Origin of the sequence: Aeromonas sp. s9, assembly GCF_040907765.1 — a bacterium.
In the GTDB taxonomy this organism is placed as follows: domain Bacteria; phylum Pseudomonadota; class Gammaproteobacteria; order Enterobacterales; family Aeromonadaceae; genus Aeromonas; species Aeromonas caviae.
This window is the reverse complement of record NZ_JBFOCK010000006.1, coordinates 56,149-68,345: the sequence shown is the minus strand read 5'-3', so window position 1 is coordinate 68,345 and position 12,197 is coordinate 56,149. Positions and strand designations below refer to the sequence as shown.

Here is a 12,197-nt window from a genome sequence, read left to right as displayed (position 1 = left end):
ACCATGTTAGACGGAATCTTGCAAGGACTCGGCACCGCACTGCTGCCGGTCAACCTGATGATGGTGGTGCTTGGCTGCTTCATCGGCACCTTTATCGGCATGTTGCCGGGCCTTGGCCCGGTCACCGCCATCGCCCTGATGATCCCCATCACCTATGGCCTGGATCCGGCCTCCGGCATCATCTTGATGGCGGGGGTCTATTACGGCGCCATCTTCGGGGGCTCCACCTCCTCCATCCTGATCAACGCCCCCGGCTGCTCCGCCACCGTGGTCACCGCCTTCGACGGCTATCCCCTGGCCTGCAAGGGACAGGCGGGCAAGGCGCTGGCCATCGCCGCCTACGCCTCCTTCACCGGCGGCACCCTCTCCGCCATCATGCTGATGGTGGCGGCGCCCCTGCTCGCCAAGGTCTCCCTCTCCTTCCAGTCGGCGGACTACTTCGCCCTCATGGTGCTGGGCCTCTCCGCCGTGGCAGCCTTTGCCGGCAAGGGGCAGGTGCTCAAGGCGCTGATCATGGCGCTGTTCGGCATCATGATCTCCACCATCGGCATCGACCGCAGCGTCGGGGTGGACAGGTTCACCTTCGGGCTGCCGGATCTGCGTGACGGCTTCTCCTTCCTGCTGCTGGCCATGGCCACCTTTGCCCTCGCGGAGATCCTGATGGCGGTGCTGCGCCCCGGCAAGGACAACAGCGAGGAAGAGGCAAGGCAGATGCAGCAGCTCGGCAGCCTCAAGCTGAGCAAGGAAGAGGTCAGGGAAATCGCGCCTCCCATCGCCCGCTCCTCGGTGCTGGGCTTTCTCATCGGCGTGCTGCCGGGAGCCGGCGCCACCATCGCCGCCTTCATGGCCTATGGGGCCGAGCGCAACATCGCCGGCAAACAGCGCCAGGAGCAGTTCGGCAAGGGCAGCCTGCGCGGTCTGGCCGCCCCGGAAGCGGCCAACAACGCCGCCTCCACCGGCTCCTTCGTGCCCCTGCTGACCCTGGGGATCCCGGGCTCCGGCACCACGGCCCTCATCCTGGGCGCCCTGGTGGCCTACGGCATCCAGCCGGGCCCACGTCTGTTCATGGAGCATCCGGACGTCTTCTGGTCGGTGATCATCTCCATGTATCTGGGCAACGTGGTGCTGTTGATCCTGAACCTCCCCCTCATCCCCTACCTGGCCCGGGTACTGGCGGTGCCGCGCCCCGTGCTCATCCCCATGGTGCTGCTGTTCTCCCTGACCGGGGTCTATCTGGTCTCCTTCAACACCATGGACATCCATGTGATGGCCATCGTTGCACTGATCGCCATCGGCCTGCGCCTGCTCACCTTCCCCATGGCCCCCATGCTGCTCGGCTTCATCCTGGGAGGCATGCTGGAGGACAACCTGCGCCGGGCCCTGGTGATCAACGACGGCAGCCTGAGCTTCCTGTGGGAGCGCCCCATCACCCTCGCCTTCACGGTGATCACCCTGACCATGTTGCTGCTGCCCGTCTGGCAGTGGTGGCAGGCTCGCCGGGCCCCCAAGGTGGAGCCTGCCACCAGCCACTGAATCGATGATCCTCTGCCACCTCTGAACCCTGACCATCACGCGCAGAGACCTTGATGCCCACGGGAAGCAAATCCTGATAAAAAGAGCGCCGAAAGGCGCTCTTTTCTTGTCTGGACAACAGGTTCCGGGCGACCGGATCACGGCTTGCTGTAACGCCGCTCCGGCCGCCCGACGGTGCCATATTCGAGCTCGGGGCTCGCCAGTTGCTGCCCCACCAGAAATTCCAGATAGCGGCGTGCCGTGGTCCGGCTCACCCCTATCCGGCTGCCTATCTCCTCGGCACTGGCGGCCTCCGGAGTCAGGGCCGTCAGCACCCGCTGCAGGGTGAGAGCATCGATGCCCTTGGGCAGTCCCTCTGCCGCCACCTGCTGCAACGGCGTACCGAACAGGGTGTCCACCGCCTGCTGGTCGATGTCGGCCAACGCCGCCAGGGCGGCGATGCTCTGACGGTACTTCTCCAGGGTGTCGCGCAGCCGCTCGAACACCACGGGCTTCAAGATGAAATCCACCACCCCGAGGCGCATCGCCTCCTGCAGGGCAGCGGCTTCCCGCGCCGCGGTGAGCAGGATCACATCCAGACTCGCCCCCGCCTGGCGCAGCTCTCTCAATAGCGAGAACCCCTCTCCATCGGGCAACCAGACATCCAGCAGCACCAGATCGGGCCGGAGGATCCCTATCTGCTCCCTGGCATCGAACAGGGTCAACGCCACCCCCAGCACCTCGAAACCGGGGAGGCGCTGCACGAAACGGCGGTGGATCTCGGCAATGGCGGGATCATCCTCGACGATCAGGATCTTGATCACTCACACCTCCTTGGGAATGTAACAGACGACGCAACTTCCCTGCGTCGTGGCTTCGATGGTGATCTCCCCCTGCAGGGCATCCAGGGTCTTGCGCACCAGGGAGAGCCCGATACCGTGTCCTGGCTCGGGCTTGCTGCTGACCCCCTGTTCGAACAACCTGTCCGCCAACTGCGGGTCGATGCCGCCAGCCCCGTCTTCCACCTCCAGCACCAGATCCTGCCCCAGATCGCTCAGGGAAACCCGGATGGGCTGATAGGGCGCACCGTGGCGGCGGGTCGCCTCGAAGGCGTTGTCGATGAGGTTGCCCAGCACCGTTACCAGCTGGGAACCGCTGACACGGGCAGGAATATCGTGCAGACGGGCATCGGGATCGATCACGAGCTCAAGACCGAGCTCGTGGGCCCTGTGGTATTTGCCGAGCAGCAACCCCGCCACCTTGGGTTTGGCGATGGCCCCCATCAGGAAGCCGAGCAGGGTCTGCTCGGTGGCCGCCTCCCGCCCGATGAAGGCGAGCGCCTCCCGGGTGGCACCGAGCTCAATGAGGCCGGCGATGGTCCCGAGCTGGTTGTTGTGTTCGTGGGTCTGCACCCGCAGCAGATCGCTGTAGGCCTGCACCTGGGAGAGCTGGGCGCTGAGTTCCGCCAGCTCGTCCTTGCGCCGAAAGCTCGACACTGCGCCGATCAGCTTGCCCTCGCGCACCAGCGGCAAGCGGTTGACGATGAGGGACTGGCCGTTGAGCACTATCTCCTCGTCAAACTGGGGGGTCTGCTCTTGCAGGATGGAGAGCATGCGACTGCCCGGCAGCAGGTGACCGATGGGCTGGCCGATGGCGCTCCTGGCGGTGGTGTCGTCCAGGCGCAGCAGCTTGATGCCGTTGGGGTTCAGGGAGGTGAGGCGCCCTTGCTCGTCGATGGTGAGGATCCCCTCGCGCACCGTGCGCAGGGTACAGTCGAGTTCCGCATAGAGACGCCCCATCTGCTCGGGTTCAAAGCCGAATATCGCCTTCTTGTAGCGCCGGGCCAGCCAGGCGGCGGCGACACTGTTGAGTACCACAATGAGCAATGTCATGGCCAGGCCAAAGCGCAAATAGCCCTGCAGATCCGCATCGATGTCCCGCACCAGATAGCCGACCGACACCACCCCGATGATCTTGCCCATCTCGTCCCGGATGGGCCCCTTGCCGCGCACCGAGACCCCAAGGGACCCTTGGGCCCTGGAGATATAGGCTTCTCCCTGCAGGGCACGCTCGGGATCATCCCCCACCATGGCTTTGCCAATCCGGTCCGCATTGGGGTGCACCAGGCGGCGTGCCTGCCTGTCCCCGATGACGATGTAGCTGGCCCCGACCTCGGCGCGGATCCGCTCCACCAGGGCATTGAGGCGGACCGTATCCGCCCGCTTCACCCCGGCGATGACGCCGGACTCTCGCGCCACCAGCCGTGCCACATCCAGGGCCTGATCCCCCACCTCACGGTAGCGCTGCTCGGCGACATAGTAGTAGCTGGCCCCGCTCAGCAACACCAGTTGCAACAGACTGACCAGACAGAGAATGAGCAGGAAGCGTCCTTGCAACCCGAGCCTCATGCCTCCTTGTCGCCTCGCAACAAGTCGAGCAGCAGACTGCCATCGCGCAGGGCCTTGTGCACCTGCACCGAGGTGGGTTTGGTGGGATCTTCGTAGAAGTGGGTGGATTCAATCTGCAGGCGCACCAGGTACTCGGCGGGCAACTGGCTTGCCAGGGACTGGTGCAACATGGGGAAGAGCAGTCGATCGGCCCGGGTGATCTCCCCCCCGAGCAGCAGCTTGCCCGGATTGAGCAGGCAGATGAGGTTCGCCAGCACCCGGGAAAGGCGGCCCGCCGCCTGGTGCAGGATGTCCTGACACAGGCTGTTGCCGGCCAGCGCCAGCTCGCACAGCTCGCGGATGGTGACGCTTTCGGGCAGATCGAACTCCTGCATCCGTTCGCGCAGCTCCCGATATTGCGCCTCCAGCGCCTGATTGGTCACCAGGGTGCAGGCGCAGCCGAAGCCACCGCAGTAGCAGCGCTGGCCATAGGGTTCGAGCTGCAGGTGGCTGAGATCCCCGAGCAGAGCCGACTCGCTCTCGATGAGCTGGCCATTGACCACCATGCCGACCCCGATGTCGTTGTGCACGAACACCAGCACCGCATCCGAGCAGTTCCTGGCGGCGCCCCACTCCCGCTCGGCCTGGATCCAGGTGCGCACGTCGCCGCTCACCAGCACGGGAACCGAGAAGGCTTCCTGCAGGGTGGGACCGAGGGGCCAGCTGCGCAGATCGTAATAGGGAAAATGCTTGACCATGCCGGAGTGGCGCTCCACCTGGCCGGGCAGGCAGAGGGCGATGCAGGCCAGACGCAGCGCCTTCTTGGGCAAAAAGCCCTCGATGGCCCGCACCAGGCTGGCCAGCAGCTCGGCACGCTCCGCCTCGTTGAAGACATGGCGATGGCGCGCCAGGGAGTGGCCCGCGAGATCGAACAGGGCCATGTCCACATAGCCGCGCCCCAGACGCATGGAGAGAAACTGGAAGCGGCGCTCGTTGATGCGCAGCAGGGTCTGGCGACGGCCACGCCCCACCGAGCTCTCGCCGCAGGTGACCACCAGGCCGCCGTCCAGCAGCTCGCGGGTGATCTTGGTGATGCTGGCTGGCGACAGGCCGGTCAGACGGGACAGATCGGTACGGGACAGCTCCTTGTGCTCCTCCAGGCTGGCATAGACCAGGCCGTAGTTGAGCTGACGGATCAAATCGATACTGCCTTTCACGATCTCATTCATAGGGTTGGGGCTAACGAAAAGAACGAATGGCGCGATTTTCACACATTCTGCGCCGATCCCCAAATTTGCCGTCTGGAAATCCTGTCCAGACGGCAAAAATGTGATTAGTAACGGAAGCGGGAGACGAGTTGGCGCAATTTGTCACCCGTGCCTGCCAGGGCGCGGGTGGTGGTGCTGGACTCCCCGGACGCCTCGGTCAGCTCGCTGACGATCTGCTGGATGGCCACCAGGTTCTTGTTGATTTCCTCGGAGACCGCGTGCTGCTCCTCGGCGGCCGTGGCGATCTGGATGTTCATGTCGTTGATGGTGCCGACCGCCGCCACCATGCTGTCCAGGGAGCTGGCGATGTGGCTCGCCTCCTGCACAGTCTCCTGGCTGCGTGCCTCGCTGGCCTGCATCACCTCCACCGCCTGCCTCACCCCGCCCTGCAGGCGCTGGAGCATCTCGTTGATCTCCTTGGTGCTCTGCTGGGTACGGCCCGCGAGGGATCGCACCTCGTCCGCCACCACCGCAAAGCCGCGCCCCTGCTCGCCCGCCCGGGCCGCCTCAATGGCGGCGTTGAGGGCCAGCAGGTTGGTCTGATCGGCGATGCCGCGAATGACCTCCACCACGGAGCCTATCTTGCCGGTCTCATGGGCGAGCTGTTCGATGACCCCGGCCGCCACATGCACTTCGTCCACCAGCCGGTTGATGCTGCCGATGGCGCTGTTCACCACCCCCCGGGCCGCATCGGACTCGCGGGCCGCATCGCTGGTGGCGCTGGCTGCGTTGGAGGCGCTCGCCGCCACCTCCTGGGCGGTGGAGCTCATCTCGGTCACCGCTGTCACCACCTGATCCGTCTCCTTGCCGTGGCCCTGCATCTGCCTGTCCGCATGTTCGCTCAGGCTATGCAGCCGATCCACAGCCCCCAGCAACTGGTGACTGGTCTCCCCCACCTGGCTCACCACCGACTGGATCCGCTCGACGAAGCGGTTGAAGGCGGCGGCCAGCTGCCCCACCTCGTCCTTGCTCTGCACCTTGAGGCGCTGGGTCAGATCCCCGTCCCCGTCGGCGATGTCGTTGAGTGCGGCAACCGCATCCGCCAGCGGGCGGGTGACCCGGTTGCCGATCACCACGGTGGCCGCCAGGGTCACCCCCAGGATCACCAGGATGAACAGCACCCCGGTTTTCAGGGAGCCATACATGGTCTCCTCCCGCTCGCTGCGCAGGGTGGCCAGCTCGTTGTCGATGTCGTCGATGTAGAAGCCCGTGCCCACGACCCACTGATATTTATCGAGCACCAGGTTGAAGGAGAGCTTGGGGGCATCCCGCCCGATAGAGGGCTTGTTGGTCCAGTACTCCGAGAAGCCATCTCCTTCCCGCGCCGACTTGATGATCCCCTGAATGAGGAAGGCACCCTTGGTATCCTTGTCCTGCCAGCGGTTCTTCCCCTCCATCTCGGGGCGGGTCGGCAGCAGCACGGTATTGCCCTGATAGTCGTAGACGAAGAAGTAGCCGTCGCTGCCATAGCGCAGCGGCCGCAATATCTCCTTCACCTGCTGGCGCACTTCGGGGCTGTCAGGCTTGCCGTAGCTGCCCTCGATGGCCGTCTTGGCCAGCATCAGATAACTGCTGAGCAGCGCCTTGCGCTCCTTGATTGCCCTCTCCCGCGCCACCACCAAATCCGACTCCAGATCGCTCCTGGCCACTAGGTAGTTGCTGAGATTGACCACCAGGGCCATCAGCAGCACGGGGATGGCCCCCAGTAACAGGATCTTCTGCTTAAGTGTCATTGTGTCACCCTTTGTGCTGTGTTCATTGCTGCATGATGTCTGCCTAAACGGCATGGGAAGCTGGCCGAAAGGGAAGTGCGTTCGCTACAATCCCGCCACCTTTAATTATCGACCAGATGAGCTGACTCATGAACCTATGTCCTTGCGGTTCCTCTCTTTTTCTTGCCAAGTGCTGCGGTGTACTCCACGCAGGTCAGCCCGCCGCCACCCCGGAGCAGCTGATGCGATCCCGCTACAGCGCCTTCGTGCTGGGATTGGGAGAATATCTGGTACACAGCTGGCACCCGGACTATCTGAACGGGTTGACCGCGGCCGACCTCTCATCGACCGACACCCGCTGGGATGGCCTCGAGATCCTCGCCAGCCAGGGCGGCCCCGATGACACCCTCGGCATGGTGGAATTCAAGGCCTGGTTCCTTGAGGGGGACGAACGTCACTGCCTCCATGAACGCTCCCGCTTCGTGCGCCATCAGGGGCGCTGGGTCTATACAGACGGCGAGCAGGATCCGGCGCCGCTGCGGGTGGGGCGAAACGACCCCTGCCCCTGTGGCAGCGGCAAGAAGTTCAAGAAGTGCTGCGGCTGAGGTTTCCCCCACGCCGCCCTCTGGCCAGCCCCCGGGCTGGCCTTCTTTTCCCCGTCATGCTTCCCCCTGCCCGCCTCGACGGTGACGTGAGGTTCATCACATTTCGCTCATCGCTTCACACTTAATGAGCGTTTACGAACATTAATTTGGCCCATATCAAACATTTTACGTCATGAAGGCGCCACACTGGCCTCATCTGGAAGAGATGAGACGGGCAAGAATGAAAAGAATCACCACACAAGTCGTCATCATAGGGGGGGGCGCCACCGGCGCCGGCATCATGCGCGATTGCGCACTGCGCGGCATCGACTGCATCCTGCTTGAGCGGGACGACATCGCCGCCGGCACCACGGGCCGCAACCATGGCCTGCTCCACTCCGGCGCCCGCTACGCGGTGACGGATCAGGAGTCCGCCCGCGAATGCATTCAGGAGAACCGCATCCTCAAGCGGATCGCCAGTCACTGTGTCGAGGACACCGGCGGCCTCTTCATCACCCTGCCGGAAGATGACATCCATTTTCAAAATACCTTCATGGACGCCTGCGCCCTGGCGGGCATCGACGCCCGCCAGCTGGATCCCGCCGAGGCGCTGCGCCTTGAACCCAACGTCAACCCGGCGCTGATCGGTGCCATCCAGGTGCCGGACGGCACGGTCGACCCCTTCCGTCTGGCTGCCGCCAACGTGCTGGACGCGAAAGAGCACGGCGCCCGCATCTTCACTCACAGCAAGGTGCTGGGGCTGCTGCGCACCCAAGACAGAGTGCACGGGGTCAAGGCGATCAACACCCGCACCGGCGAAGCGTTCGAGGTGGAGTGCCAGGAGGTGATCAACGCCGCCGGCATCTGGGGCCAGCAGATCTGCGAGTATGCCGACCTCGGCATCCGCATGTTCCCGGCCAAGGGCTCATTGCTCATCATGGATTACCGCCTCAACCAGCTGGTGCTCAACCGCTGCCGCAAACCGGCGGACGCGGACATTCTGGTGCCAGGCGATACCATCTCCCTCATCGGCACCACGTCGAGTCGCATCGATTACCACAAGATTGACCAGCTCACCGTCGAGCCCGAAGAGGTGGAGGTGCTGCTGCGCGAGGGGATAAAACTGGCCCCCATCATGGCCCGCACCCGATTGCTGCGCGCCTACGCTGGCGTTCGCCCCCTGGTGGCAGTGGATGGCGACGAGTCCGGCCGCAACATCAGCCGTGGCATCGTGCTGCTGGATCACGCCGAACGTGACGGCCTCCAGGGGTTCAACACCATCACCGGCGGCAAGCTGATGACCTATCGTCTGATGGCGGAATGGGCCACCGATCTGCTGGCGAAAAAACTGGGCAACAGCAAACCGTGCCGCACCGCCGAGCTCAACTTGCCCGGCTCGCGGGATCCGGAGAAGGTCTCCGCCCCCGGCCTCTCGGCACCGGCCGAAGGGTCTGCCCAGTTTCGCCATGGCGAGCGGGTCATCGCCTTTTTCCGCGACAACCCCAAGGCCAACGCCCTCATCTGCGAGTGCGAGATGGTGACCGCGGGCGAGATTGAATACGCCCTGCGGGAGCTGGACGTGGACAACCTGGTGGACTTGCGCCGCCGCACTCGTCTGGGCATGGGCCCCTGTCAGGGGGAGCTGTGCGCCTATCGCGCCGCCGGCCTGATGCAGGAGTACGGCAAGGCGGACGGTCGTCAGGCCTGCGTCATGCTGCGCCAGTTCCTGGAGGAGCGCTACAAGGGCACCCGGCCCGTGCTCTGGGGCGATGCCCTGCGCGAAGCCGAATTTACCTACTGGATCTACGAGGGGCTGTTCGGCCTTGGCGAGTGGACGGCCCCCCACCTGGTGAGCGAGCCCCCCTTCCCGCTCGATGCCAGCACCGCCAATTCCACCAAGGAGCGCAGCCATGAAATTTGACAGCATCGTGATCGGCGGCGGTATGGCGGGCCTCTCGGCAGCCCTGCGCCTGGCCGAGGCCGGCCAGAAGACCCTGCTGATGGCTTCCGGCCAAAGCGCCCTGCACTTCTCCTCCGGCTCGGTGGATCTGCTGGAGAGCGACGGGGATCCCCGCGCCGCCCTGCCCGCCTTCATGGCGGCCCATCCGGATCACCCTTACAGCAAGGTGGGGATGCAGAATATCGAGGGGAGTCTGGCCGACCTGCAACGCCACTGCGCCGCGCAGGGATTGCCACTGGTTCGCCAAGAGCGCAACCACCAGCGGCTGACCCCCATCGGCACCCTGAAATCCACCTGGCTCTCCCCCGACACTTGCGCCTGCATGACCGATGCACCCGCCCCGGACGCCATCCTGCTCGCCACCCTGGAGGGATTTCGCGATTTTCACCCGGCGCTCGCGGCGGCGAATCTCGCGACCCACGCCCGTTTTGCCCACAGCCGCATCCTGACCGGGGAAATTCGCCTGCCCCAGCTCGCCCAGTTCAGCCGCAATCCCCACGAGTTTCGCTCCGCCGACATCGCCCGCCTGTTCGACAAGCAGGGGCCAGGCCAGCAGGACCTGCTGGCGGATCTGGCCCGCGAGATCAGCCGCATGGTGCAGGGATGCGGTGTGCCTGGCTGTCGCCATATCGTGCTGCCCGCCTGCCTGTCGCTGGGACTGGTCGGCCCGCGTCTGAGCGAGCTGGAACGGCGCACCGGCTGCACCATCAAGGAGGTGGCCACCATGCCGCCGTCCCTCATCGGCATGCGGATGCAGGAGGCCCTCAAGCGCCGCTTCATGGCCCTTGGCGGCACCTTCCTCACCAGCGAGCGGGTGCTGGGCGCCCGCTATGACGGCGACAAGGTGATCGGGGTGCACAGCCAGCACGGGGAGGATCAGCTGTTCGAGGCGGACCACTTCGTGCTCGCCTCCGGCAGCTTCTTCAGCCGCGGACTGGAGTCGCGCCTCGGGGGCATTCGTGAACCCATCTTCGATGCCGACGTACTGAGCCTTGCCGAGCGCGACGCCTGGGCCGGCCGCCGCCTGTTCGACCACCATCCCTTCATGGGCTTCGGGGTCAAGACCGACGAGCGGCTGCGGGTGCTGCGCGGCGGCAGGCCCCTCACCAACCTTTACGGCGCCGGCAGCGTGCTGGCGCACTATGACCCCATTAAAGAAGGTTCCGGCTCCGGCGTGGCCGTTGCCACCGGCTGGCAAGCCGCTGGCCATATTCTGGCGGAGGGCTGAGATGAATCACATATTCCCACTCCAACGACACGGCGTGCTGGCCCACGACGATGCCCAATTCAAGGAGGGCTCTGGCTCAGGTGTCGCGGTCGCCACCGGCTGGCAGGCCGCCGGTCACATTTTGAGTTCAGCCCAATGATGATTTCGCCCCATATCCCGTGCCTTCACACCCAACGGGAGGAGAACTGACATGCTACTGGATCATGCCAACCAGACTTTCGATCAGTGCATCAAATGCACCGTCTGTACCGCCTACTGCCCGGTGGCCAAGGCCAACCCGGCCTACCCCGGCCCCAAGCAGGCAGGCCCGGATGGGGAGCGGCTGCGCATCAAGAGCCCCGAGCTCTTTGACAGCGCCCTCAAGTACTGCACCAACTGCAAGCGCTGCGAAGTGGCTTGCCCGAGCGGGGTGCGCATCGGCGACATCATCGCCAAGGCCAAGCACCAGTACAGCGGCTTCAAACCGGGGATCCGCGAGTTCGTGCTCTCCCACACGGATCTGATGGGCAGCATGTCCACCCTGATGGCCCCGGTGGTCAACTTCACCACCGGCCTCAAGCCGATGAAGCAGGTGCTGGACAAGGCGCTGGGGGTCTCCTCCCACCGGGACTTGCCCAAATATTCACAAGGCACCTTCCGCGGCTGGTACAAGAAGCAGAAAACGACTCAGGCCCGCTTTGCGCGCCAGATCGCCTACTTCCACGGCTGTTATGTGAACTACAACCACCCCCAGCTCGGCAAGGAGCTGGTGCAGGTGCTCAATGCCATGAACATCGGTGTCCAGCTGCTTGCGCGAGAGAAGTGCTGCGGCGTGCCGCTGATTGCCAACGGCTTCATGGACAAGGCCAGGCAGCAGGCGGCCTTCAATATCCAGCAGCTGGAGAACACCCTGCTCGGCAACGAGATGCCGCTCTTGGCCACCTCCTCCACCTGCGGCTTCACCCTGCGGGACGAATATCCCCACCTGCTGGAGCAGGACAACCACAAGGTGCGCGATCGCATCTCCCTGGTGACCCGCTTCCTGTGGAACGAGTTCGATCGGGGCAACAAACCAGCCATGAAGCCCCTCAATCTGCACATCGCCTACCACACCCCCTGCCACCTGGAGAAGATGGGGGGCGTCATCTATACCCTCGAGCTGCTGCGGGCCATCCCCGGCGTCAAGGTGACGGTGCTGGACTCCCAGTGCTGCGGCATCGCCGGCACCTACGGCTTCAAGTCGGAGAACTACGATACCAGCCAGGCCATCGGTCAGGGGCTGTTCGATCAGATAAACCGGCTCAAACCCGATCTGGTCATCACCGACTGCGAGACCTGCAAGTGGCAGATCGAGATGAGCACGTCGTTTCGCTGCGAACACCCGGTGCACCTGCTGGCACGGGCGCTGGCCTGACCGCCATCCCCCCGGTCCGCCCATCATCACGGGCACCGGCTTGGAAGCGACACGCCCCGGTCAATGTCAGCTCCCCCTCTGGCCGGCATTGACCGGGATCGGCGCGGCAAGGCCCTGACGCCGCCCGGGCAGCCCGATGGGAGGCCCGGGCGG

General features: G+C 64.7%; 10 protein-coding genes. 6 read left to right on the top strand and 4 right to left on the bottom strand.

Features of this window, described 5'->3' with window-relative positions; all coding sequences use genetic code 11:
- Nucleotides 1–3: 3 nt before the first annotated feature.
- The gene (locus AB5Y54_RS00585; protein WP_201957001.1) at nucleotides 4–1,533 is read left to right on the top strand and encodes a tripartite tricarboxylate transporter permease; all 1,530 of its coding nucleotides are present in this window, start codon (nucleotides 4–6) and stop codon (nucleotides 1,531–1,533) included.
- Nucleotides 1,534–1,670: 137 nt separating this feature from the next.
- Here AB5Y54_RS00585 and AB5Y54_RS00580 read toward each other — a convergent pair whose 3' ends face one another.
- The 4 genes from AB5Y54_RS00580 to AB5Y54_RS00565 form a co-directional block, all read right to left on the bottom strand.
- A complete protein-coding gene (locus AB5Y54_RS00580) occupies nucleotides 1,671–2,336 on the bottom strand; it encodes a response regulator (RefSeq protein WP_201996949.1) in 666 nt (221 codons plus the stop codon).
- Nucleotides 2,337–3,920 carry a sensor histidine kinase gene (locus AB5Y54_RS00575; RefSeq protein WP_043155894.1) on the bottom strand — a complete coding sequence of 528 codons (1,584 nt, stop codon included), beginning with the start codon at nucleotides 3,918–3,920 and terminating at the stop codon, nucleotides 2,337–2,339.
- On the bottom strand, nucleotides 3,917–5,128 hold the full coding sequence (locus tag AB5Y54_RS00570) for an ROK family transcriptional regulator (protein ID WP_223919568.1): 1,212 nt from the start codon (nucleotides 5,126–5,128) through the stop codon (nucleotides 3,917–3,919). The genes AB5Y54_RS00575 and AB5Y54_RS00570 overlap by 4 nt, the downstream gene beginning before the upstream one ends.
- A 104-nt stretch (nucleotides 5,129–5,232) precedes the next feature.
- Nucleotides 5,233–6,900 carry a methyl-accepting chemotaxis protein gene (locus tag AB5Y54_RS00565; RefSeq protein ID WP_309563588.1) on the bottom strand — a complete coding sequence of 556 codons (1,668 nt, stop codon included), beginning with the start codon at nucleotides 6,898–6,900 and terminating at the stop codon, nucleotides 5,233–5,235.
- A 128-nt stretch (nucleotides 6,901–7,028) separates the two neighbouring features.
- Here AB5Y54_RS00565 and AB5Y54_RS00560 point away from each other — a divergent pair, with 128 nt between their 5' ends.
- The 5 genes from AB5Y54_RS00560 (at nucleotide 7,029) to glpC (ending at nucleotide 12,044) form a co-directional block, all read left to right on the top strand.
- On the top strand, nucleotides 7,029–7,484 hold the full coding sequence (locus AB5Y54_RS00560) for a YchJ family protein (protein ID WP_080768035.1): 456 nt from the start codon (nucleotides 7,029–7,031) through the stop codon (nucleotides 7,482–7,484).
- Between the two features lie 220 nt (nucleotides 7,485–7,704).
- Nucleotides 7,705–9,384 (top strand): anaerobic glycerol-3-phosphate dehydrogenase subunit A, encoded by a 1,680-nt coding sequence (glpA, locus tag AB5Y54_RS00555; RefSeq protein WP_368153083.1) that lies wholly within the window; start codon nucleotides 7,705–7,707, stop codon nucleotides 9,382–9,384.
- Nucleotides 9,374–10,651 carry a glycerol-3-phosphate dehydrogenase subunit GlpB gene (gene glpB / locus AB5Y54_RS00550; protein ID WP_368153081.1) on the top strand — a complete coding sequence of 426 codons (1,278 nt, stop codon included), beginning with the start codon at nucleotides 9,374–9,376 and terminating at the stop codon, nucleotides 10,649–10,651. The genes glpA and glpB overlap by 11 nt, the downstream gene beginning before the upstream one ends.
- 1 nt (nucleotide 10,652) lies before the next feature.
- The gene (locus AB5Y54_RS00545) at nucleotides 10,653–10,790 is read left to right on the top strand and encodes a hypothetical protein (RefSeq protein ID WP_202014997.1); all 138 of its coding nucleotides are present in this window, start codon (nucleotides 10,653–10,655) and stop codon (nucleotides 10,788–10,790) included.
- 51 nt (nucleotides 10,791–10,841) lie between these two features.
- Nucleotides 10,842–12,044, top strand: a complete 1,203-nt coding sequence (glpC, locus tag AB5Y54_RS00540; RefSeq protein ID WP_041211522.1) for an anaerobic glycerol-3-phosphate dehydrogenase subunit GlpC — start codon at nucleotides 10,842–10,844, stop codon at nucleotides 12,042–12,044.
- The last annotated feature ends 153 nt before the right edge of the window (nucleotides 12,045–12,197 follow it).